Raw genomic sequence first — 23,561 nt, forward strand, 5'->3', positions numbered from 1 at the left:
TGGAAAAACAAAATTCCTGGTCGTAAAATAACGCCCGTGCGATTTGCTAGATTGACGCCGCTTTCCTTGTTGTTTCTGGTTGCGACCTCCTGGTCTCAGTCCGCGGATGAATGGGTCAAGAAGGGCAATGCCCAGTTTGCCAAAGCGGATTATGATCAAGCTATTCAGTCTTACACTGAGGCGGTCCGTCTGAAGCCGGAAGATGCTGAAACATTCAACCTCCGCGCAATGGCCCATGTAACAAAAGGGGACCTTGACCGGGCGATCCAGGATTGGAATGAGGCTGTCCGGCTAAATCCAAAATTAGCCTCTGCATTTAACAACCTGGGCGCCGCCTATCACCAAAAAGAGGACTATGACCGCGCCATCCAGAGCTATGCGGCGGCCATTCGGCTGGAGCCAAAGCTGGCGGAGACCTTCAATAACCGGGGACGCGCCTATGCTCTCAAAGGCGACAATGATCGTGCCATCCAAGATCTTGCTGAGGCCATTCGCCTCAAGCCAGACTATGCCGATGCGCTCACGTATCGAGGCCTGCTCGAATATTCGGCCAAAGGCAACTACGACCAGGCGATGCGGGACTTCAATGACGCTATTCGCGTGAATCCCAACGACGCTGGAGCTCATAGCTACCGCGCCATCCTGTATAACGACAAGGGCGACTATGATCACGCCATCGCCGACGCCGACCATAGTGTTCGCCTGGATCCTAATTTTGCCAAAGCATATGCCGCCCGCGGAACGGCATACTATGGAAAAGGCAACCTAGGTCAAGCCATTCAGGATTCAACCAAGGCCATCCAACTGGATCCGAAATTGTTTGAAGCGTTCAATACCAGAGGCCGCGCCTACCAAGCAAGGGGCGAGTATGACCGTGCCCTTGCAGATTTCCGTGACGCCCTTCGCTTGAAGCCGGACCTTACTGAGGCAGTGAACAATGTGGGAGTCATTTATCTCAACAAAGGGGACATTGGTGGAGCGATCGAGCAGTTTACGGAAGCGATCCGCATGCGGCCAAACTATGCAAGGGCCTTCAACAACCGCGGGATTGCCTATGCCAACAAAGGCGATTATGATCGCGCCCTCCAGGATTACAGCGAAGCCCTTCGTCTGCAACCTGAGTATGCCAATGCGCTCTATAACCGGGCCCTAGTTTATCGCGCGAAAGGCGACCAAGTCCGAGCCATGCAGGACTTAAAAGCAGTCCTTCAGTTGAACCCAAATCATGCTCAAGCGGCAACCGCTATAAAGGACTTGGAGGAGAAGTGAAGCGCGCTGAAAGGATTGCGCCTTTCAATCCCTGTGGCCCATACGGCGCAACTGAAGTTGGTGACCCTGATATTGAATCCGTTATAAAAGCACATATTGCCGGCGCTTCGCCCAGGGTGACAGACTGAAGACGAGTGGGCGAAAATGAACACCTCCGCAACTTCGACTTGTCAAGATGTACAACTTCGTGCTGTATTCGCTAATAGAAATGCGCTATGATGAAGTGCGCCTCAGGGTGTGAAAGAACATAGATCATTGAAAAAATAAGCGCTTAGCAATCAGCAGTCAGCAATCAGCCACGGCAAGGAGCCTGTGCCCCGCAGCCGATTCGAATGGGACCCCATTGGGATGGCTCGCCGCTAAGTCCTTTGTTTATTGGGACCATTGGGTAACAACATACTTGACTCATGTGTTGGATTCGCGCACACTGGGGCTGCCGTGACAGGGCTATTGGTTTTGCTTGCTTTACTTTATTTCATTGTATCTGGCGCACGTAGCAGTCGCTCCCGAAGCGAGATGTATGCCACAAAAAGTGCTGCTGTACTCATTCCCAAAAGTGTCACGGTAAGCTACGCGGCCCGTTACGAGCAGCGTGGCATCTCTATCTCTGGCTGTCTTGAGAGAATCACCAGAGAATGTATCAGTCGTCAAAACGGTTACGAACATGTCATTTCCCGGCAATACGGGTGCCGTGGAATGGTGGGTCAGCTTGGAGCATTGAGCGTCAATACGTTCCTCAGTCACTTCTTCCTCTTTGATGGGTTCTTTCGCCCACCAAATAGTGATGCAGTTTCTTACATTGATAGCGGGCGTTCGACCGGAGTTGACGATATGCACGTTCCAGGAAACGGGCTTTCCATCCTCAAACTTCGGGGAGTCCGGCTTGAACCAAAGATAAGGTCGCTGATCGCGGGCAAAGTTTTCGCGGGCCAGAGTTACAGAAGCATGAGCAGTGTCCGCAGATCGCTTGGCTTCTTTGGCAAGGTCACTTGTAGCTCCAATGAGTTTGTCCGTCTTCGCCAGCGACTCCCCCATTTTCTTAGTCTGCTCGATGGCTTGCTTGGATTGAGTATCAGCAGCGACCGCCAAGGTGTGAGTATCGGCACTTCCCTGGCGAATTTCTTTCAAGGTGGCATCGGCGGCATTCGCGCTTTTTGTCGCGGCTTCGGTGGCAGTGCGCATTTGGTTGAGTTGGCCGTTGTAAATGCAGGCAATGACGATGGTAGTTATCAGCAGAGCACCATTAATGCCTATAAGCCATATCTCGCCCTTTTTTATGTCCCGCTCAAGCTTTACGGTTGCATTCTCTTTCTCGTTGGTTCCGCACTTGGAATCTTCTCTCATTTCGTTTTGTTGTATAGCGGGTTGAAGTGGAGGCTTAGAAAAAGAATCTTGGTGGGCATCCCCGGCTGGTGTGTCGCCGCTGTTTTGATCTGGCATGGAACTAGCCTTTTACTTGGGATATAGACGCGCAATTTTAACAAGAGAGGTTTATTATGCAAGTAGTACCTGCAATGAAAGTCCCCGAAAAATACGAGCCGAAAAACGCTGATGAATTCGGCACGTTTGACCGCGCCATGACGCGACTCCTAGCTGTTCCCGCTAAGGAACTACAGCGCAAAATCGCCAAAGACAAAAAGCAAAAGGCCAGGAAGAAACGCGCTAAAACCAGCGAACGCGGCCCTTCCCGCGATTCTGGCGGCGAGGTTTAAAGCGTTTCCGCTCAGGGTTGCTCCGCTCTGCGACCCGTCAACTGATCGTAGGTTAGGCGTTTGTCGCAAATCTGCGAGACTGCCATGCGGAAACGGTCACCGTCGCCAATGAACTGCTTTTTGGTCGCACGATTATTGAAACGGAACATCTGTTCGTCAAGGTATCTGTAAAGATGAAAAGGTTCGACGCTAACGTAAGTCCCCTTAATCCCGCGCTTAAAGAGACTCCAAAAGTTCTCCATGCCATTCGTGTGCACCTGTCCGCTCACGTAGGTTTCAGCGTGGTCAACGATCTGGTGGATGTAGTCGGCATGGAGTCCCCAATAGCTCTTGCAATCATCCGTGGACAGATAAGAGCCGGGTTGGACGTGCTGCCTGACAAGAGCTTGCAGCGTGTTGCGTTCGCGGTCAGGCGTAACTTCCGTTCGCACTTCGCCGCCACGCTCAAGGATTCCGACTACAACGGTCTTGCCGCCGAACCCGCGCCTGTTAATTCTTTCCCTCTTGTCCTTGTGCATGAACCGGGCCTTACCGCCGATGAAGGTTTCATCTGCCTCGACGTGCCCGGAGAGTTTTCCCAAGGGTTCTTTGTGCAACGAAAGCCGGATTCTGTGGGCCATGAACCAAGCGGATTTTTGCGTGACTCCCAAGCAACGGTGAAGTTCGTAAGAGCTAATCCCGTTCTTGTCATTGCAGATCATCCACATTGCCGCCAGCCATTTGTCGAGGCCGATTGCGCTGTCCTCCATGATTGTTCCGACCTTGATGCTGAATTGCCGCCGTTTGTGTTCGTTGACACACTGCCAAAGACGGCGCGTCGAGAGATAGTGGACTTGCTTACCGCCGCAAGTGGGGCAGATCACCACGCCATCGGGCCAGCGTTTCTTCGCCAGATACGCAAGGCAGTTGTCCAGATCGCTGAAATAGGTGATCGCTTCTTGGAGCGTTTTCGGTTCTTTCACATAGCCTGTCATGTCAAAAAGCATAGCACTTTTGTTCGCATGAGTCAAGTATGTTGTAACCGACCATTGGGATGAATAGGAAGGGGTGGGGGGATCCCAATGAGATTGCCAAAATCGCCGAAATTGCCAAGAGTGACGATTGAGAACCGGCACTCCTGGAGTGCTTCTGAAAGGCACGCCGTTGGGATGCGTCGCGTAAGTTCTTTAGATATTGGGATGAACAGGGAGGGGTAGGGCTCCCTCACCCGCTGACGCGGGATTCGGGATTTCAGAAAAAACTACCTCAACTGCCTGATCTCCCCAATCGCCTTCTCATCCAGCCCCTTGAAATGCAACTTCTGTTGCAGCCAGCGGTCGCGGTCTAGGCGGGCGGCGGCGTTGAGGGCGTGGCCGGAGTCGTAGAACTCCATCTTCTTATCTTTGGCGCTGTAGGCGTTCAGGTATTTCGTCGCCTGCTCGCGGGTGACATTGTCCTTCACCGCGAACTGAAGAAAGATGCTCTTGCCGTCGGTGTGGCCGAGAAAGTTGGCGGGGTCATCCCAGGCGTAGTCGTGGAAGTATTGTTCCACTTTGTCCGCGCCCATGCGTTCGCGCCACTGGAAAAGGCCGCTGTCTTTGTCCTTGGCGTTGCGGACGTCTTCTTCGTCGCTGTACGTGCCGGCCATGAGGACAAACGTGCCGATGCGCTTCTCCACCGCCGCCAGGATGGCCCCCAGGTGCGCGCTGTAGCTGTGGCCCACGTAGGCGATGCGGTGCGGATCAACATAGCGGCGGGTCAGCAGCACCTCCACCCCGCGGCGGAGATCAATGATCTGCTGCCGGTCAGTCTCACTGTACTGCACCGCCCAGCGCCAGGCATCTTCCTTGGCTGATTCTTCCGTCCATCCCGGCCGGACCATGGGCGCGTCAATCAGCAGGGACATCACGCCGGAGTGCGCCAGGGCCACCGCTTCATCCAGGAATTCTTCGCGATTGCTCAGGCGCGATCCCGGCTGCATCCAGTGGCCCCAGATGATCGCCGGGAAGGGGCCGCTGCCGTGCGGGATCACCAGATACGCCGGGACGTGGTCTTCACCCGTGCCGGAATATACGATGTCCGTGATCAGGATTTTGTCGCGCATCTCCACGTTGAACTCGCGGATGTTGAGTTGCCCGCCGGTGAAATAGGAATAATGGGCAGCCATTTCGTCATAGTCCGGCGCGCTGGACTGCGCCCGGCCGCCGGCGCATACGCTCAGCAGCAGGGCCAGGACGCCCGGGAAGCAGCACAAAAACTTTCGCATAGAGATGTCAGATGCCTTATCGCCACGTCTTATAGAGAATTAAGATGCAAGAAATGCCAGACCGAACCGCACCGTAACCCGAGCGATTCTAACAAAGGAGCGCCCATGGCCATCATCTTTACCCGGACGATTCCCACGCTGCGCATGTTCAGCGTGGAAAAAGCCAAGGAGTTTTATCTGGGCTATCTTGGCTTCAACCTGGACTTTGAACATACCTTTGAACCGAACACGCCGGTGTACATGGGGGTCTCGCGCGGAGATCTGGTGTTTCATCTGAGCGAACACTATGGCGACGGCACACCGGGATCGTGCGTGTACGTGCTCATGCAGGGCGTCCGCGAGTTCCACGCCGAACTGGCCGCCAAGAACTATAGATATTACCGTCCCCACGTGGAGGAGACACCGTGGGACACGCTGGGCATGGACCTGCTGGACCCGTTCGGTAACAAGCTCCGGTTTAATGAGCCGGTAAAGTGAGTGTGCGGGGAAACTTACCGCGGATTTTCGCGGATGCTCGCGGATGAATCAGGTTGGAAAGCGAAAGCCAAAGCGCGTTGGAGTGAACAGTGCAGTTTTTGCTAGTTGCCAATTGCTATTTGCTAGTTCTTTATCTGCGTTATCCGCGAAAATCTGCGGCAAAATCTTGCGGCTTCGCTTGTCCATGGTTAACGCAAATGCTAATCTCGTCGCCACATGAGTGCCCCAGTCGTCCAATCATTTGCTCCCCGCGATCCGGAAGCGTTTTTCAAGGCGCAGAAGCGCAATCGCCGCGCCACATGGCGCATGTCCGCGTTGTGCGTGTTTGCTGCGTTCGTCATGGGTATTCCCCTCACCCTGGTGCTTACCCCGCTGCTCTATGCGGTGACGCTGCTGGCGGCGGAGATCATCAACCGCTTTTCGCCCTTGCCGCCGGAGTTCTGGCAGACGTTGAACGGGCTGGCCCAGCTCTTCGTTCGCGTTGCCGACTACCTCATCAACCAGCGCGGCTCGGTGGACCCGCAGGAAATCGCCATTGGCCTGGCGCTTACCCTGCTGCCGGGAATGGTGTTGGCGTTTGTTTTGTGGATGGGAATGCAGATGCTCTTCCGCCACGGCGGCGTAGGCGGCACGCTGGCCAGCCTGGGCGCGCGCGAACCCAATCAGAACGATTTGAAAGAGCTGCAACTGGCTGACGTGGTGCAGGAGATGGCCATTGCCGCCGGTCTGCCCGCGCCCAAGGTCATGCTGATTGATTCCGCCGGGGCCAACGCGGCGGCCATCGGCACTTCAGCCCAGGACGCGCGCATCGTCATCTCGCGCCGCCTGCTCGACGACCTGGACCGCGACCAGTTGCAGGCTGTGCTGGCCGCGCAGGTGGCGTCCATCGGCAACGGCGACTTGCGTATCGCCTTTACGGTGACCAGCGTATTTGAAACCTGCGGGATGATCGTTACGCTGATCAACGCGCCTTTTGGCAGCCAGTCGCGCAGCGTGTTGTGGCGGATCATCGGCTACGCCTTCAGCCGCCGCTCCGGTACGGACCGCGCCGCCGACGCCGCCGAAGTCGCCGCCATGCTCTCTGACACGCTCGACGTGGACTCCACCGACATCAACCGCTTCTTCAGCAAAGAGAATCCTGGGATTATCCGCAAATTCTTCCGCCTGCTCTTTTTCCCCATGCAGTTCACCAACGTGGCGGTGGAGATCACGCTGTGGTTCTTCCTGAACGTCTGCCTTGGCCCGTGCATGGCTTTGCTGTGGCGGACGCGCCGCTACCTGGGCGACGCCGGCGCGGTGGAGCTTACCCGCAACCCGGACGCGCTGGCCCGCGCGCTGCAGCGCCTGAGTGAAGACAACAACGTGATGGAGGGCGGCGAGTGGGCGTCGCATCTTTTTGCCGTGAATCCTTCCGGCGATTCCAGCCTGCGCGGTCTGCAGCCTTCGCAGGAAAAAATGGCCAAGGCCATTGCGGCATGGAAAGCTACTGGTTCAGCAGCGGGCAGCGCTGCTGTCACGGGAGAGAACGCTGCTGTGGCGTCGCCTGCGGCGTTCCCCGGCGAGTGGCCCTCGGTGCGCCAGGAAATGTTGTCCGTGGGCATGGCCGCAGCCACCGGCAACGCGCAAGCCGCGGTCCGCATGGCAGCGTTTGCGCAGATCATGGGCGGCGATCCGGGCATGGGGCTACCCAACATGCCCAACCCCAATGACATTCTTCTGGCGCAACAAGGCGACCGCGCGGCCATCGCCCGCATCCGCGCACTGCGCGACGTCCGCGAACAGAGAGGCCCGCGTCACGGCAAGTCCGGTTTGCAGACGCACAGTTTTCTCTCGTTTCATCCCCCGCTCAGCAAGCGCGCCAAGCGGCTGCAAAAGATGGGCGCAACCATGGTCGCTCCCGTGCGCGGCTACGGCTGGGGACTGAGGATCTTTCTCTTCATCATGTATCTGGTCCTGGCCCCACTGATGGCCGCCGCCGGCGCCATGATGCTGGTAGCCATCGCCCTGATGATCATGTTGAACCTGTTGTTCCTGACCTTGTGGCTGACGGTGATCCATTGGGCCTTTGCCCAGGATTGGGTGGCGATCGCGCAAGGGTTCGCGAAGTTTGTGGGCGACTTGATCACCGCGATCAATAAAGCGAGAAGGTGAGTCGGGGAGATTGCCAAAATCGCCGGAATTGAAAAGCGAAAGTTAAATAGTCCTGGTCTGAACGTTCAGAGTGAGAGTTGGAGGTCTAGAAACTCTTGGATATCTCGGTTGGTTTGATTGCGATTGTTGCTGTGGCTGTTCTTCTGTTGTTCGTCCTGCTGCGGACCTACAACCGTCTGGTCTCCATGCGCAACAACGCGCGCAGTGCCTGGAGCGATATTGACGTCCAGTTCACCCGCCGCCATGACCTGGTGCCTAACCTGGTGGAGTCAGTGAAAGGCTACATGGGTCATGAGCGGCAGGCGCTGGAAGCGGTGACCCAGGCGCGCAGCGCCGCCATGCAAGCTGGCGCTGACATCGCTACGCGCGCGGTGGCGGAGATGGCGCTCGGCGGCGCCATCGGCAACCTGTTCGCCGTCGTCGAGCGATCCCCGCAGCTGAAAGCCTCACAGAATTTCCTCTTGCTGCAGGAGCAGCTGACGTCCACCGAGAACCGCATCGCCTTCGCCCGCCAGCATTACAACGAGACCGTGCGGCAGTTGAACACGGCGATCGCGGAATTTCCCCGCAACTTGGTGGCGGGCGCATTCGGGTTTAATCCGCAGAGTCTGTTCGCCGCGGAGGCGGGTGACCGGGCCAATGTGCAGGTGAAGGTGTAGCGATTTCCCAGGGCATATCTCACTCGTTATGTGATCAAGCTCACACTTTTCTATTACCCAACTCTGACAATCACGCGCAGCCAAGACTGCCAGAATAGAAGCATGAGCAATGATCCAATCATCATTCAAGGCGGCATGGGCGCCGGAGTTTCTGACTGGCGGCTGGCGCGCGCGGTTTCGCGGCTTGGCCAGCTGGGCGTTGTTTCCGGGACCGCGCTGGACCAGATCATGGCGCGGCGTCTGCAAGATGGCGACCCCGGCGGGAACATTCGCTACGCGCTCGACCATTTTCCTTTTCGTGCCATGGCGGAGCGCATTTGGCAAACGTATTACGTTGCCGGCGGCAAACCTGAGCTCGCGTCGTACAGAACTTTGGCCATGCACTCCAAGGACAGTTCTCGCGAACTGCGGGAGTTGTGCATCGTCGCCAACTTTGTGGAAGTGTTTCTGGCGCGCGTGGGGCACTCGAATCCCGTGGGCATCAACTATCTGGAGAAAGTCCAGATGCCGCACTTGCCTTCGCTCTATGGCGCCATGCTCGCCGGAGTGGAATACGTGCTGATGGGCGCGGGCATACCGCTCAAGATTCCCGGCGTGCTTGACCAGCTTGCCCGCCACCAGCCTGCCAACTACGAGCTTTACGTGACCGGTGCGCAGGCCGACGACGATACCACCATGACGTTTGTGCCTCGCGACTTCATGGAACGCGAATTGCCTCCGCTGGTGCGTCCCAGGTTTCTGGCGATCATCGCTTCCAACACGCTGGCCACCACCATGGTCAAGAAAGCCAACGGCCGCGTGGATGGATTTGTGATTGAAGGTCCCACCGCGGGCGGGCACAACGCGCCACCGCGCGGCAAGCTGCAGCTGAATGATGCTGGCGAGCCGGTGTACGGAGAACGCGACTCCGTTGACTTGGACAAAATCCGCGAGCTGGGCCTGCCTTTCTGGCTGGCCGGAGAATATGGATCGCCGCAGAAAGTGCGCGCAGCACTGGACGCCGGCGCGGCAGGCGTGCAAGTGGGTACGGCGTTTGCATTCTGCGACGAATCAGGACTGCGCAGCGACTACAAGCAGGCCTTGCTGAAAAAAGCCATCCGCGGAGAGGCGAAGGTATTCACCGATCCTCTGGCGTCACCCACCGGCTTTCCCTTCAAGATTGCCCAACTGGAAAGCACGCTGTCAGACGCGGAGGTTTACTCCGCCCGGCCGCGTATCTGTGACCTGGGATTTCTGCGTGAAGCTTTCCGCGCCGCCGACGGCAAGATTGATTACCGCTGTCCGGGTGAGCCGGTCACGCTGTACCTGTCCAAGGGCGGCAAACCGGATAACACGGCAGGGAGAAAATGCCTGTGCAACGCTCTGGTGGCCAACATCGGACACGCGCAGATCCGAAACGGCAGGTACGTGGAGCAGGGCCTGATTACGTCTGGCGATGACTTGAAGCATATTGCGCGGTTCCTGCCCGCTGGAAAATCTTCATACCACGCGGAAGACGTTATCGGGAAGCTCCTGGAAAACGTGCCGCAGATTCTCGCAGATGAACGCTTGATGAGCACTCAGCAGTTGCAATTAGCAATTAGCCCAGCTCAAGCTGACCCTAACAGCCGCGATTCGAATGTTTCTCTCGCGGTTTTGCTTTAGCTGTGCCATTTGCTAATTTCCATTTGCCAATTGTTGTGTTAGCAGCGCCTATCTGCGTTGATCTGCGGCTAAAGCTTCGTCAGTCCCTGCTCCAGGTCTTCCATCAGGTCGTCCGGATGCTCCAGGCCAATTGAAAGCCTTAACAGGTTTTTCGGGCTGCGCGTGTACTCGCCTTCTGCTGACGCGCGATGTTCCACCAGGCTATGCGTCCCGCCCAGGCTGGTGGCGTGGCTGAACAGCTTCAACCCGGCGGCGAGCTTGAACGCCTCGGTCTGCCCGCCTTTGACTTGAATGGACATCATCCCGCCGAAAGCCGACATCTGGCGGGCGGCAATCTTGTGTCCAGCATGACTCGGCAGTCCGGGATAGTGCACCGCCTCAATCTTCGGTTGTTTTTCAAGAAACTCGGCAATCCGTTGCGCGCTTTCCGACTGCGCGCGCACGCGATAGGGAAACGTCTGCAACCCGCGCAACGTGAGCCAGCATTCAAACGGCGACGGCACCGCTCCGCCCTCGTGCTGTATGTGCCGCGCGCGCTGGTAGAGATCGCCGGCTTCGCGAAACACTAACGCTCCGCACAGCACGTCACTGTGGCCGGAAAGATACTTGGTGACCGAATGCATCACCACGTCGGCGCCCAACTCCAGCGGACGCGTCAGCAGCGGCGTGGCCCATGTGTTGTCCACGGCGAACAGCGCGTTGGCCTTCTTCGTGATGGCCGCCACCGCGCTCAGGTCGGTGATGTTGAGCAGCGGATTGGAGGGCGTTTCGGCCCAGATCAGCTTCGTCGCCGGCGTGACGGCGCGCTCCACGGCGTTCAAGTCCTGCATGTTGACCAGCGAAAACTTGAGCCCCCACGGCGCCATGACCGTCTTGAGCAGGATCGGTGTGCCGTAGTAAGCATCTTCCGGGGCGATGACGTGGTCGCCCGGCGCCAGCGACTGCAGCACGGTCATGGTGGCCGCGCTGCCGGAGGAAAACACCAACGCCGCCGGACTTTCTTTGAGCGAGCCCTGCTCCAGCGCAGCCAGCGCGCGTTCCAGAGCTTCGCGGTTGGGGTTGCTCACGCGCGCATAAAGATGGCCGCCTGGGAGCGAGCCGTCGTCTGCCTTGTGGAACGTAGTAGAAAGATGGATGGCGGAGGTCACGTCGTGGGTCTGCTCGGCGATGTCGCCGGCGTGGATGGCCTTGGTTTCAATTCTCATCGCCCTACAGATTACACAAAAAGGCCCAGGCTATGTCGGTCGGGAACAGGCAAGCACTGTGAGTTTCGATCAACTCATTGGTTAGTGCTTCTGCCGTTTGAAGAATCCCACCCACTCTGGTGTGCCATTGTGCTCATGCAGGACCACGCTGACCAGTTCCCAAGATTGCGTTCCCAGGCTGCCGGCCATGTCTTCCAACTCCTGCTGGGTTCGCGTGACTTCAACGCGGTACTCCCATTGCACCACGGGCATCGGCTTCACGTTGAGCACAAAGCTCTGGGTCTGCGCGACGTTGCCGGCCCGGGCTGGCGACAACCCGCCAGCCAGGGCGGTCAAATCAACCGTAAAGGAACCCGTGGCCGCGCTGGGCAGGGCGTTTAGGACAATGGTGGTGGCGCCGGCGCGCCCGGCGGGGACCTGGGCAATCACCCCGGAGGGCAGTCCGGAAAGATTAAGTTCAAATGTTGGCCGCTCGTTGACCGCAATATTCACGGTAAACGACGTCATGCCGCCCTGCGTGATGGTCACAATGGAGGGACTGATGCTAACGACAAACTCAGGACCTGTCTGGGCCGGCAGTTGAAGAGCAAGCCCGGTGATCAGGAAAAACAGTGCAATCGTGGTGCGGATGGTGGTTCGCGTCATAAATCCCCTCCCGGCGGGCGCCATATCTACTATGTAAGATGCCGCTGGAATGGCTTCTGTTATAGCTTTGTGGGCGAAAGCGCGGTTGCGGCGAGGCTGATGAGCGTCTACGCGACAGGCGGAGCACCGGCGGCGTTCAAGTTGCACCAAGTTCTGGCATTCCCCTCCGTGAAGTTTTCAAGCACAATGATCTTTGATCTTGAGCGCCCATGACTACCTCCAACGATCTCAAAGAAATGGTGCGGCAACAGGCGGACATCGTTCGCGTGGTGGGCGAGTACATCAAGCTCAAGAAGAGCGGCGCGCAGAACTATACCGGCATCTGTCCCTTTCACCAGGAAAAGACGGGCTCATTTTCCGTGCACGCGACGCGGCAGTTCTATCACTGTTTTGGCTGCGGCGTATCGGGGGACGTGTTCAGCTTCGTGCAGAAGATCGAAAACATTTCTTTCCCTGAAGCTATTCGGGTCGTCGCCGAGAAGTGCGGCATCAAGCTGCCCAAGTTTGAGTATTCGTCACCGCAGGAAGCCGAGCAGGCCCGGCATCGCGGACAACTCATGGAGATGCATGAGCGCGCTTGCGCATTCTTTGAAGAGCAGTTGCGGAAACCCGAAGGAGCGCATGCCCGCCAGTATCTGAGCACGCGCGGGCTGAGCGAAGAGACCATCCGCGAATTCCGCATCGGCTTTGCGCCCGACTCAGGTTTCCTGCTGCGCGACCGCCTCAAAGCCGACTACAGCGAGCCGCTGCTTCGCGAATCTGGGTTGTTTTCCTGGAAAGAAGGCTCGGACGCGGGAAACATTTACTCCAAGTTTCGCAACCGCATCATGTTTCCTATCGCCCAAGAAAATGGCCGGGTCATCGCCTTCACCGGGCGCACGCTGGCCACCGACGAAAAGGCCGGGCCCAAGTATCTGAACTCGCCGGAAACCGCCATCTATTCCAAGTCGCGCGTGCTGTTCAACCTGGACAAAGCCAAAGAGGCCATCCGCAAACTGACCTACGCCATCATCGTGGAAGGCCAGATGGACTGCATCTCCGTATACGCCGCCGGCTTTCACAACGTGGTCGCCAGTTCGGGGACGGCGTTTTCTGAGGCCCAGGTCCGCCTCCTGGCGCGTTTCAGCAAAGATATTGTCGTCAACTTTGATCCGGACACCGCCGGGGCCACCGCCACTGACCGTTCGCTCGGCATGCTGCTGGCCGAAGAGTTCCATATCAAGGTCCTGCGCCTCGAAGCCGGCTTTGATCCTGATCTTTTCATCCGCAAGCACGGCGCCGCCGCGTACGCCAAGGCTCTCAAGGAAAAGTCGCTCGACTACTTTGACTACCTGGTGGACCGCGCCATGCACATGTTCCCGGTGCGCACGCCGGAAGGCAAAAAGAACGCGGTGAACTATCTGTTGCCGCACATCCATCGCGTGAGCAGCCGCATTGTCCGCGAGAGCTTGGCCAGCGACATCGCGCAAAAACTGGGAATTGATTCCGGAGTGATGCGGCAGGAGTTCAAGACCGCCGCCACCCAGCGAGCAAACCGGGAAATGCCGGCGAGCACCGCTCCGCACCTCACCTCGTCGGAGAAAGTACTGATTCGCGCGGCGTCGGCCACCGCGGCAGATGAGCGTTCCATGCGTAGCGCGGTCCTGCGCGCTCTGGCGGAAGAGCGGCTGCATGAAGGACTGAGTAGTGAAGTCCTGCTGCAACATCTGCTGGAAGCCGGCGAAGAAGTGGACGATCCTATGCAATTGCCGCTGGAAGAGCCGGAGCGCAAGCTGCTCGCCGCCGTGGTGATGACCGAGCACGAGCCTCTCACCACTGAATTGCTGGAAGGCGCGTTGGACGGTTTGCGCCACCGCATCCAGATCTTCCGCCGTGAACGCGAGATCAAATGGGGAATCGTGGACGCCGAGAAACGCAATGACGCTGCTACGCTGGTCCGTCTAAAGCAGGAGAAGCTGGAACTGGACCGTAAGCTGGCGGCCGCCCAGAACTAGACGGTTTCCCAGTTGCTGCATCCTGCCAAGACACGTAACAGGACCCGCCTGCTGGGCACGAGCATGCATCATAACCATCTGAGGTCTTCACATGACCGCCGATCAATCCCCTCTTCGCTGGCTTTGGCACTTTTGCGGAGCTCTAGCCGCGCTGTATGTTGTTGATTTCTGGGCGTCAGTGTTGGCGCCCCAAGTTGCCTGGTTGAAGACCCACGAAGCTGTCCTCATCTGCGGCGTGGTGGCCTTTGGTCTTTCACTTCTGGCCGGCTGGCGAGCGTCACGGACCTGGTTTTTCGCCACGGCCGCAGCGGGTCTTACGGTAATCTTCGCCATGTATGCCGCATCGGTTTAGGGTATGCCGCCATCTAATAAATAGGTAATATATCCCCTTTGTTTTGAGCAGGGTTGGCTGGCCGCCTATCTTTTTTTCTTGACGCACCGTGTGCTAAAATTTTTAGCCTCGGGTTTTGCGCGCTTTCCAGCCTACATCCCGCACGCTTACACGCTTTGGGGATACGAGCGGACAACCCGGTATTGCCTTGAAAACTTGGCTGTGACACTTACAAAGAGGATTGTGGTTTGGCTCTAGACGACAAATTCGAAGACATAAAAAAACTGATTGATGCAGGCAAAGAAAAGGGATATCTCACCTATGACCAGGTCAATGACCTCATTCCCGGTGATGTCCACTCTCCAGACGATCTGGACGACCTGCTTACCACCATTGGCACGCAAGGCATAGATGTACTCGATTCGACCAAGGGCCTTCCTTCCGAACAGAAGTTTGAAGATCTGGAAGAAGGCGAAGACGTAGAACTTGACCTGACCCCGGGCACGATGGAGAAAACCAACGACCCGGTGCGCATGTACCTGCGCGAGATGGGCACCGTCCCGTTGCTCACCCGCGAAGGCGAAGTGGAAATTGCCAAGCGCATTGAGCGCGGGCAACTGCGCGTGCTGAAAGCGCTGTCACGCTCTCCCATTGTGATCAAAGAAATCCTGGCCCTGGGCGAGGACCTCAAACGCGGCGTCCGCTCCATCAAGGAGCTGGTGGCCTTCGACGAAGAGGAGATCACGGAAGAGATAGTGCAGGCGCGCCTGAAGAACTTCGTCGGCAAGATTGACGACGTCTCCAAGCACTACAAAAAAGTCCAGCAGGTGGAAGAAAAGCTGGCCAACCTGGCGCAGAAAAAGAAGCCGCGCGAACACCGCCGCGCGCGCTGGGCGCTGGGCCGGGCCCAGGTGCAGGTTTCCACCGGTATCCGCAACCTCAAGTTCACCACGCCGGAGCGCAAGCGGCTCATTGACCGGGTGAACAAGACGGTTGAGTCCATGCGCGCGCTGGAACGCCAGATCAACAATCTGGAAAAGAAGATTGAAGCCACGCGCGTGGAAGAAACCCGGCGCGAGTACCGCCGCATCCAGCGTTCCCACCGCATTGACCTGGAAAAGCAGGAACGCGATACCGGCGTCACCTACCAGGAGCTGCGGCGCACGCAGCGGGAAATCATCCAGGGCGACGTAGACGCGGAAGCCGCCAAGCGTGAGCTGATTGAAGCCAACCTGCGCCTGGTGGTCTCCATCGCCAAGAAGTACACCAACCGCGGACTGCAGTTCCTGGACCTGATCCAGGAAGGGAACATCGGCCTGATGAAAGCCGTGGACAAGTTCGAGTACCGCCGCGGCTACAAGTTCTCCACCTACGCCACGTGGTGGATCCGCCAAGCCATCACTCGCGCCATCGCCGACCAGGCCCGCACCATTCGCATTCCGGTGCACATGATTGAGACCATCAACAAGCTGATCCGCACCTCACGTCAACTGGTGCAGGAACTGGGGCGCGAGCCCACGTCGGAAGAGATAGCCAAGCGCATGGATATTCCCGTGGCCAAGGTCCGCAAGGTCTTGAAGATTGCACAGGAGCCCATCTCGCTGGAGACGCCCATTGGCGAGGAAGAAGATTCGCATCTGGGCGACTTCATTGAAGACCGCAGCATGGTCTCGCCCGCCGAAGCGGTGATCAACGTGAACCTGAAAGACCAGACCTCGCAGGTGCTGCGCACGCTCACGCCGCGCGAAGAAAAAGTCATCAAGATGCGTTTTGGTCTGGAAGACGGCTCCGAGCACACGCTGGAAGAAGTCGGTCAGTCGTTTGCGGTCACCCGCGAACGCATCCGCCAGATAGAAGCCAAGGCGTTGCGCAAACTGCGGCACCCTTCGCGCTCGCGCAAGTTGAAGGCGTTCATGGATGGGATTCGCGAAGCGTAAAGGCGATTTGAACCACTGATCTACACAGATCAAACGCAGATCTGAAGGCGCTACTGAAAGGCGGCGCCTTTTTTGTATCAATCAGTGCTATCAATGAAAATCAGTCGTAACAACTTCAAAGGGTGCACCACTCTCATGAAACCAACTGCGCTTCTGGGCGCCTTTGTCGCCCTGGTGTCGTTCGCGCTCCTGCTGGTGGCGCGTGTCCAACTGGGGAAGGCCTTCTCCGTGACTCCGCAGGCCAAAGGGCTGGTCACCACCGGCCTTTATTCGCGCATCCGTAATCCGATGTACGTGTTTCTTGACCTTACTCTCATGGGCGTGGCGTTGGCCACGGGTTGGTGGTATCCGCTTGTGCCCCTGGTCATTCTGGTTCCCCTCCAGATCATGAATGCCGGACGGGAAGCCAAAGTGCTGTCTGAAAAATTCGGCGCAAAGTACGCGGAATACCGGCGAGGGACCTGGTTCTGATGGCAGACCTGACAATTGGTCAGGCCATTGTTGTCCGCAGCTCTTTTGCGGCGCTGGCGCTTTCCGCTGTGCTGCTTTCTCTGATCTCGGTCAGCTTGGCCAGCACAAAAGCGGCGACCGCCAGTTCCAGATCGCGGACGGCAACGTCAAAGAACTGACCCGTGGTGACCAGCGCCACGGCAATGCAAACCAGCCAGGCTGCGGCCACGTAAGCTCCCAGCCGGGTTGCTTTGGTCAAGATGGCCAGGCCCACAATGATTTCAATCACGCCCACAATGTGCATGAAGGTGGTCGCGCTGAAGGGAAGCACTCTCTGCACCAGCGGACTCACGTATTGCTCCCAGTTGGTAAGCAGGTTAAGAAACTTGTCCAGCCCGGCAAGAAACGCCATCAAGCCAAGGGCAAATCTGGAAATGGTTTGCACAGTTTGTAATTTGTTCTGCATCGCCGATATCACCTCTCTTGCAGGCATAGAGTGTGCAGGGCGGACGGAGGTTACAAGCTGCTGCGCCGGGCAGGAAGTCGGTTTGTAACAAGGCATTCCCTCCTAGGCGGTGGCCACAGCCTGACTCGATCCATTTAACAAATTGTCATTCCGAACCGAAGGTGAGGAATCTGCTTTCGTTGCTCGAAGCATAAACGCACTCGCTGGCATCGGCGCCGCGACTGTCACGAAGGCTGTCGCGTTACACGTAGTCCTCTCTCTCTACGTGTCGTGTCGAGCGAAGTTCCGATGCCGGATGGTGAATGAATGATGAATGATGAATGATGAGTGGCGAACGATGAATCACCATGAATACGAAATCCCCCGTCCCTGTCATGTCGAGCGAAGTTCCGAGTCCTGGCTTGCCGGGATGAGGACGGAGTCGAGACATCCCGGGAATGTTTCCGATAACCATGCAGCTTCAGGGCGTTTTCACGAGACGGCGCCTCTAAAATGATTGTGGACCGCAGGTGCCCTCGCCTGCGCTGATGCGGTGAATTGGGTCTGCTGCCGCTAGTTGCCTATCTTCCCTTCCAGCTCCGCCCACCTGGCGTACAGCTCATCCACAATTTTCTGTGCTTTTTCCAATTCCTGATGCGTCATCATCAGCTTCGCCGCGTCCGTAGCGATGGCGGAATCTTCCGCCGCGGCCTTTGCCTGCTGCAAAACACCTTCTGCATTGGCGATGCGCTGCTCCAACGTCGAGTATTCGCGTTGTTCGATGTAGGAGAGTTTTTTCTTGCCTTGCTCCGAGGGTCGCGGAGTCTCGGGCTGGCCCAGGCCCTTCTGGTTCTGTCCGCCTGGGACTACGGGATGGAGCAGGCCTTCAGGCCTGCGGCCACTGCCAGCCTTTTCCTGGGCTTTAACCCCTGAGGGCCGCTCCTCCATCCACGCTTCCCACTGCGGGTAGTCGGCAAACACCTCCGCGGCGCCGTCGCCGCTCAACCCCAGCACCACCGTGGACACGCGGTCCAGCATGTAGCGGTCATGCGTCACCAGCACCAGGGCGCCAGTAAACTCCAGCAGGCTTTCTTCCAGAATCTCCAGCGTGGGGATGTCCAGGTCGTTGGTCGGCTCATCCAGCAGCAACACGTCAGCGGGTTGCAGCATGAGCTGGGCGATCAGCACGCGCGCCCGCTCGCCGCCCGAGAGGTTCCCCACCGGCTGGTTCAACTGCTCGCTGGTAAACAGAAAGCGCGCCGCCCAACTGGCCACGTGGGTGACGCGGTCCTGGTAGACAACGCTATCACTCTCCGGCGCCAGTGCGCGGCGCAAAGTTGCGTTGGGATCAAGCTGGCGGTTCTGGTCAAAGTACACCACGCGCAGAAAATCAGCTTTCTTGATTTCGCCGGCCGTAGGTTCGATTTCACCGCGCAGCAATCGCAGCAGAGTCGTCTTGCCGCTGCCGTTCGGGCCAACCAATCCCACGCGCTTGCCGGCGGTGATCAGGAAGTTGAGGTCTTTGAACAACACGCGCCCGCCGGCTTCGACGCCGTGGCTGATTTCATAGCTGAGGTCTTTCATCTCGATCAGCCGTTTGGTCTTGCGGTCAGTGGCGGAAAAATCAATGTCCGCGGTGGCGCTGCGGGTGCGCGTGTTGAGGTCGCCCAGCTCGGCCATCAGTTCGTGGGCCTTGCCGATTCTGGCTTTCGACTTGCGCGTGCGCGCCTTGGCCCCGCGCCGCAGCCACTCAATCTCGCGATGGACCAGGTTTTCCAGAGCTTCCTGGTGCTTGGCCTGAGCGTGCAAGAACTCTTCTTTCTTTTCCAAAAACGCCGTGTAGCTTCCGGCCACGCGCAGTAGCCCGTCGGGATAAAGGCGGTTCAGTTCCACAGTCGCGGTCGCCACGTTCTCCAAAAAATAGCGATCATGGCTGACCACCACGCAGGCAAACGCCGCCGACTGCAACAACTCCTCCAGCCACTCAATGCCTTCCAGGTCCAGATGGTTGGTGGGCTCGTCCAGCAGCAGGACGTCGGGGTTCTGCACCAGCGCTTCCACAATCGCCAGCCGTTTGCGCCATCCGCCGGAAAGGGACGAGGCTAAGGCGGAAAAATCCTCAAACCCCGCGCGCCCCAGCCATTCGACTAATCGCCCTTCGCGCTCGTCGTCGGGAACGTGAGCGCGTTGCAGCGCCTTGGCGACAACCGACCGCACGCTCTCGCCCGCCGCAAACTCTGACTGTTGCTCCACGTACACCAGGCGGGTGCGCTTGCGCGTGGCCACGTCGCCGGAGTCGGGCTCTAGTTCGCCGGACAAAATCCGCAGCAGAGTGGATTTACCAGATCCGTTCGGGCCGATGACGCCGATGCGGTCCCCTTCCGCAACGGTGAAAGAGATTTCCTGGAACAACGGCAGCGCGCCAAAGCGTTTGCTGATGCGTTGTGCGTTGATGATCGGCGGCAAGAGTCGGCTGGTTCCTTCAAAAATGGGCTAATTTCAGGATAGCAGACGCCGCGCTCGCGGCAGGTCGGCGCACAAATCCTGGGAAAGCGATTGAGCCTTCCGTGTCCGCCCCGCCGCTTTTTGCTCTGCTAGAATGTCGTGCTTCAATCTCACGGCCATCTGGAGGGACCTTGAACGACGTGTCGAAGTTTCTTTCCCGCAGGAGTTTTCTTGCCCATACTTCATGCTTTGGAGCGTATTACGCGCTGGCGCAACTGGTTCCGCTGCCCGCCCTGGCGAAGAGCCTGGGCGCCCTGAGCGCCGATTCGCGAGTCTCGCAAACGCCCATCGTCGACAAAGGATTTGCCGCGGTGCGCAAGATCGGCAACGGTCTTTACGCCACCATCTCGGACCCATCCAAGGGCCCGACTACGATCAGCAACGGCGGATTTCTGGTGGGCAAAGACGCGGCCCTGCTGATTGAAGGGTTCACCACCGCGGGCGGCGCGGCTTTCCAGATGGACGCTCTGCGCATGGTCAGCCAGGTCCCGGTCAAAGGCGCGCTGGATACGCACTATCACTTTGATCACTCCATGGGAAACGCGTATTACGGCGCCAACGGGGTGCCGCTGTGGGCGCACGCCACGGCCGCCAAGCGGATAGTGGAGAATTACTCGCCGCTCCAGGGCGCGGACAAGAACGCGGTGCTCGCGCCGTTTGAAAAAGCGGTGAAAGACGCCAAGAACGATACGGAAAGGGCCCACGCGCAGAGCGACCTGAACGCCATCACCACGGTGTTCCAGATTTCGAACGCCACCGTGCTGGCGCTGCCCAACCATCCCCTTGATCCCACCAAGCCAACCACCGTGGACCTGGGCGGGCTCACCGCGGTGATCGAGCACTATCCAGGACACTCCGGCACGGACATGATCGTCCGCGTGCCCGAGCAGAACGTGGTCTACACCGGCGACCTGCTGTTCAGCGGATGGTACCCGGTGTGCTTTGATGAGAAGGCCACCATCTCCGGATGGCGCGCCACGCTGGCCAAATTCGCCGCCATGGACAAAGAAACGCTCTTCGTCCCCGGCCACGGGCAGCTTTGCGGACAGGAGGGCATCGCCAGCCTGCGCGAAGTCTTCGACGATATCTCCGCGCAAGCCGAGAAGATGTTCAAAGCCGGCGTCCCGGTGGCGGAAGCGCAGCAGCGCTATGTGGTGCCGGACAAGTTCAAAAACTTCCCGGTATTTGCCTGGGGCTTCACCATCGCGCCGGCCATCGCCAAGTTGTACGGAGAGTGGGGAAAGTAAAGGTGCGTCGTCCGGCTGGTCTCACGCGCCGGTTTTGATATTCGGGCGGTTGCTTTTCATCCCGCCCGGAGCGTCAACTCCGGCGCTGTTTCTTTTTGCCGGGCGAACGCCTGCAGCGCGAGCGCTTCGTCGTCGAAGACGTCGCACACGGTCATCAGAGCGTTCGGAAGAATCGCTCGGAAGAAAGAAGAACCATCCCCGCCCACCGCCGGCCCTCTCCCGCCTGTGCGCCAGCATGCACAACCCCAAATGCTATAGAATCCCCGCGAATCTTTCGTCCTGGCCCGCATGGCTGGTTGACATGAAGGAAGTGGAGGCATCATGAGCATTTTGCGCAAGACACAAAGGTTGATCGCGTTGCTGAGCGCGCTGGCATGTCTGCTGGTTGCTTCGGCCGCCATGGCCCAGCAAGGACCGTCAAGCCAAAACCAGAACCGCAACGCCGCTCAACTCTTCGCCGTATTGCCGGACGGCGCCACCGGTCCGGAAGGCCTGGCGGTTGGCCCGGACGGCAACGTCTACGTGGCCACTTTTGGCTTCAACCAGAATGGCGGCGTCACCGGGCTTGGCCAGTTGTACGTGTTCAATCGTGAAGGCCGGTTTCTGCGGCAGGTAAGCATCGCCGGCTCCAGCCCGCATCCGCTGGGGATCGCCTTTCATCCCCAGACCGGCGCCTTGCTGGTGGCCGACTTCGGCGGAGGCCAGGTCCTCAGCGTTGACCCGCGCACCGGAGCGTCAAAAGTTTTTATGACCGTCACCGGAAGCTCCGGGCTGAACGCAATCACCTTTGATCAGGCTGGCAACGTTTATGTTTCCGATTCCTTCCAGGGGATCATCTGGAAGACCGGTTCCGCCGGAGGTCCCGGCACGGCGTGGGTGACCGATGCTTTGCTTACCACCTCGGGTATCCCGCCCTTCGGCGCCAACGGCATGGAGTTCAACCACGCAGGCAACACGCTGTTTGTGGCCAACACCGGCAATGACACCGTGGTACAGATTCCGGTCACCAACGGCGCCCCCGGCAAACCTGCGGTGTTTGTGAACAGCATCAACGGAGCGGACGGCCTGGCCATTGATGCCCATGACAATCTCTGGGTCGCCGCCAACCAGGGCGACGAAATTGACGTGGTCAGCCCCAGCGGAAAACTCCTGGCCAAACTCGGCGACTTTGAAGGCGTGGACGGCAACGGCCTGCCCCATGGACTGCTGTTTCCGGCTAGCTTGTCGTTCAGCAACGACGGCAAGTTTTTGTACATCACCAACCTGGCGCTGGATTTGCGCGTGTTCGGCCTGACGCAGGCGGTTGATTCGCAGTGGTGCGCCCAGGTCCGGCACTTCACCGTGTCGCGCATGCGCGCGCGCTTCAACGCGCTGGGACAAGGAGATAACGACGGCCACAAGTAAGCTGAAAGGATCGGAATATCTCACCACAGATCAGCACTGATGGCACTGATTGTTGAACGTTCTTGCTAACGGCTAATTGCGATTTGCCAATTGCTTTCTTGATCAGTGTCATCCGTGTTCATCAGTGGTAAGTTCGAGCCTTGATCTTCCCCTGAAGGTCATGCCCCCTGATCGGTTGGTAACTGCCCTCCGGTGCTGCGGGCGTGAACAACCGTAACCCTGTGGATGGCGGCGTCCGGCGTTATTCTTAGCTGCATACAGGAGTTTCCCACATGACCACACCACTTCATCTGTGGCGCAATTTTGGCGCCGACCGGGATTCTCATCGCCGGTTTCCGCTGATCATCAGTCTCTTGGCCTTTCTCTTCAGCATGTTTACCATGGGCCTGCTGGGGCAGAGCCGGCAACCACGCAGCCCGCAGACGGCTGCGGCAGCCGTTCCAGCGGCGTCGTCGGTTGGAATTCGTCATGATCTCAGCGCGTCCCTGGCCGACCTGGAACGCGTTTCGCAGGCTGCGGACACTGACATCGCCGGCCTGCAAGTGGACAAGTGGGGAGCCGGTTGGACCAAGAGCATCCTCCGCTCCAAGGACCAGCACCAGCAGCAGGCACAGCAGGTGGCCGCGTCACTGCAGCGCAATCTGCGCGGCGCCATGCCCGGACTCATCCATGATGTCCAGATCGCGCGCGGCAGTCTCTCCTCCACGTTCAAGCTGTATGACAACCTGAGCGTGGTTTGCGAAGCCCTGGACTCTCTGCTCACCACCGCCGAGTCGCGCGGCAAGAAAGAAGAACTTGCTCCACTCAACGAAGACTACAACGCGCTGATTCGCCTGCGTCGCGAATTCTCTTCCTATATCCAGACCGCCGCGGTCTCCATGGAAACCAAAGGGCGCATGCCCGCTTACACCGCGACCTCCACGGGCAGCAAGTCCGGTTCCGGTTCCCATGTGATAACCGGCTCCGATGGCGTGAAGAGGATCGTGGTGGATGACACCGTCCCAGAAAAGAAGCAAAAGTCTGTGCAGCCGGCGAAACCTGCCACCAAGTCGGCCGCTGCTCCCGCAGCAGCGCCAGTAGCGCATGCGGCCGCACCTGCGCCGGCCCCGGCAAACGCGCCAGCTCCGGCGCTGGCCGCTTCATCAGCGCCCGCGCCACAGGCAGCCGCCGCCCCGCGCGCAGCGCCTGCCCCCGAGGCCACACCCAAGAAAAAAGCTACGGTGTACTACACCAATAACTAA

20 protein-coding genes are annotated in these 23,561 nt (G+C 58.5%); 13 read left to right on the plus strand and 7 right to left on the minus strand.

The window, feature by feature from the left end:
- Positions 1-36 precede the first annotated feature (36 nt).
- The gene (locus LAO20_09645; protein MBZ5531682.1) at positions 37-1,269 is read left to right on the plus strand and encodes a tetratricopeptide repeat protein; all 1,233 of its coding nucleotides are present in this window, start codon (positions 37-39) and stop codon (positions 1,267-1,269) included.
- Positions 1,270-1,734: 465 nt separating this feature from the next.
- On the opposite strand, the gene LAO20_09650 is transcribed toward LAO20_09645, so the two are convergent.
- Entirely contained in the window at positions 1,735-2,709 is a 975-nt protein-coding gene (locus tag LAO20_09650) for a hypothetical protein (protein MBZ5531683.1), read from the minus strand.
- A gap of 74 nt (positions 2,710-2,783) precedes the next feature.
- Here LAO20_09650 and LAO20_09655 point away from each other — a divergent pair, with 74 nt between their 5' ends.
- On the plus strand, positions 2,784-2,981 hold the full coding sequence (locus LAO20_09655; protein ID MBZ5531684.1) for a hypothetical protein: 198 nt from the start codon (positions 2,784-2,786) through the stop codon (positions 2,979-2,981).
- An 11-nt stretch (positions 2,982-2,992) separates the two neighbouring features.
- On the opposite strand, the gene LAO20_09660 is transcribed toward LAO20_09655, so the two are convergent.
- Entirely contained in the window at positions 2,993-3,955 is a 963-nt protein-coding gene (locus LAO20_09660; protein ID MBZ5531685.1) for an IS1595 family transposase, read from the minus strand.
- Positions 3,956-4,221: 266 nt separating this feature from the next.
- Positions 4,222-5,226 (minus strand): S9 family peptidase, encoded by a 1,005-nt coding sequence (locus LAO20_09665; protein ID MBZ5531686.1) that lies wholly within the window; start codon positions 5,224-5,226, stop codon positions 4,222-4,224.
- Positions 5,227-5,331: 105 nt separating this feature from the next.
- Between LAO20_09665 and LAO20_09670 the strand changes: the two genes are divergently transcribed.
- The 4 genes from LAO20_09670 to LAO20_09685 all read left to right on the plus strand — a co-directional run bounded on the left by LAO20_09670 (position 5,332) and on the right by LAO20_09685 (position 10,157).
- On the plus strand, positions 5,332-5,703 hold the full coding sequence (locus LAO20_09670) for a VOC family protein (GenBank protein MBZ5531687.1): 372 nt from the start codon (positions 5,332-5,334) through the stop codon (positions 5,701-5,703).
- 216 nt (positions 5,704-5,919) lie between these two features.
- Positions 5,920-7,854 (plus strand): M48 family metalloprotease, encoded by a 1,935-nt coding sequence (locus tag LAO20_09675; protein MBZ5531688.1) that lies wholly within the window; start codon positions 5,920-5,922, stop codon positions 7,852-7,854.
- A 101-nt stretch (positions 7,855-7,955) separates the two neighbouring features.
- Complete coding sequence (locus tag LAO20_09680) at positions 7,956-8,513, plus strand: LemA family protein (GenBank protein MBZ5531689.1); 558 nt, start codon at positions 7,956-7,958, stop codon at positions 8,511-8,513.
- Positions 8,514-8,615: 102 nt separating this feature from the next.
- The gene (locus tag LAO20_09685) at positions 8,616-10,157 is read left to right on the plus strand and encodes a nitronate monooxygenase (GenBank protein MBZ5531690.1); all 1,542 of its coding nucleotides are present in this window, start codon (positions 8,616-8,618) and stop codon (positions 10,155-10,157) included.
- Positions 10,158-10,225: 68 nt separating this feature from the next.
- Here the strand turns inward: LAO20_09685 and LAO20_09690 are convergent, their stop codons facing one another.
- Both LAO20_09690 and LAO20_09695 read right to left on the minus strand, forming a co-directional pair.
- The gene (locus LAO20_09690) at positions 10,226-11,362 is read right to left on the minus strand and encodes an aminotransferase class I/II-fold pyridoxal phosphate-dependent enzyme (protein MBZ5531691.1); all 1,137 of its coding nucleotides are present in this window, start codon (positions 11,360-11,362) and stop codon (positions 10,226-10,228) included.
- Between the two features lie 81 nt (positions 11,363-11,443).
- Complete coding sequence (locus LAO20_09695; protein MBZ5531692.1) at positions 11,444-12,007, minus strand: hypothetical protein; 564 nt, start codon at positions 12,005-12,007, stop codon at positions 11,444-11,446.
- A gap of 209 nt (positions 12,008-12,216) precedes the next feature.
- Between LAO20_09695 and dnaG the strand changes: the two genes are divergently transcribed.
- The 4 genes from dnaG to LAO20_09715 all read left to right on the plus strand — a co-directional run bounded on the left by dnaG (position 12,217) and on the right by LAO20_09715 (position 16,740).
- Complete coding sequence (gene dnaG / locus LAO20_09700; protein ID MBZ5531693.1) at positions 12,217-14,001, plus strand: DNA primase; 1,785 nt, start codon at positions 12,217-12,219, stop codon at positions 13,999-14,001.
- Between the two features lie 91 nt (positions 14,002-14,092).
- Complete coding sequence (locus tag LAO20_09705; GenBank protein ID MBZ5531694.1) at positions 14,093-14,353, plus strand: hypothetical protein; 261 nt, start codon at positions 14,093-14,095, stop codon at positions 14,351-14,353.
- A 227-nt stretch (positions 14,354-14,580) separates the two neighbouring features.
- Positions 14,581-16,269 carry an RNA polymerase sigma factor RpoD gene (rpoD, locus tag LAO20_09710; GenBank protein MBZ5531695.1) on the plus strand — a complete coding sequence of 563 codons (1,689 nt, stop codon included), beginning with the start codon at positions 14,581-14,583 and terminating at the stop codon, positions 16,267-16,269.
- Positions 16,270-16,362: 93 nt separating this feature from the next.
- Complete coding sequence (locus LAO20_09715) at positions 16,363-16,740, plus strand: hypothetical protein (protein MBZ5531696.1); 378 nt, start codon at positions 16,363-16,365, stop codon at positions 16,738-16,740.
- 19 nt (positions 16,741-16,759) lie between these two features.
- On the opposite strand, the gene LAO20_09720 is transcribed toward LAO20_09715, so the two are convergent.
- Complete coding sequence (locus LAO20_09720; GenBank protein ID MBZ5531697.1) at positions 16,760-17,185, minus strand: DoxX family membrane protein; 426 nt, start codon at positions 17,183-17,185, stop codon at positions 16,760-16,762.
- 552 nt (positions 17,186-17,737) lie between these two features.
- Positions 17,738-19,630 (minus strand): ABC-F family ATP-binding cassette domain-containing protein, encoded by a 1,893-nt coding sequence (locus LAO20_09725; GenBank protein ID MBZ5531698.1) that lies wholly within the window; start codon positions 19,628-19,630, stop codon positions 17,738-17,740.
- Positions 19,631-19,800: 170 nt separating this feature from the next.
- On the opposite strand from LAO20_09725, the gene LAO20_09730 reads away from it, so the two are divergent.
- From LAO20_09730 to LAO20_09740, 3 genes are all read left to right on the plus strand, one after another.
- Complete coding sequence (locus tag LAO20_09730) at positions 19,801-20,916, plus strand: MBL fold metallo-hydrolase (protein ID MBZ5531699.1); 1,116 nt, start codon at positions 19,801-19,803, stop codon at positions 20,914-20,916.
- A 399-nt stretch (positions 20,917-21,315) separates the two neighbouring features.
- On the plus strand, positions 21,316-22,320 hold the full coding sequence (locus LAO20_09735; protein ID MBZ5531700.1) for an NHL repeat-containing protein: 1,005 nt from the start codon (positions 21,316-21,318) through the stop codon (positions 22,318-22,320).
- Between the two features lie 272 nt (positions 22,321-22,592).
- Complete coding sequence (locus LAO20_09740; protein MBZ5531701.1) at positions 22,593-23,561, plus strand: hypothetical protein; 969 nt, start codon at positions 22,593-22,595, stop codon at positions 23,559-23,561.

The sequence above is a fragment of the Terriglobia bacterium genome (genome assembly GCA_020072815.1).
Lineage (GTDB): Bacteria > Acidobacteriota > Terriglobia > Terriglobales > Acidobacteriaceae > Angelobacter.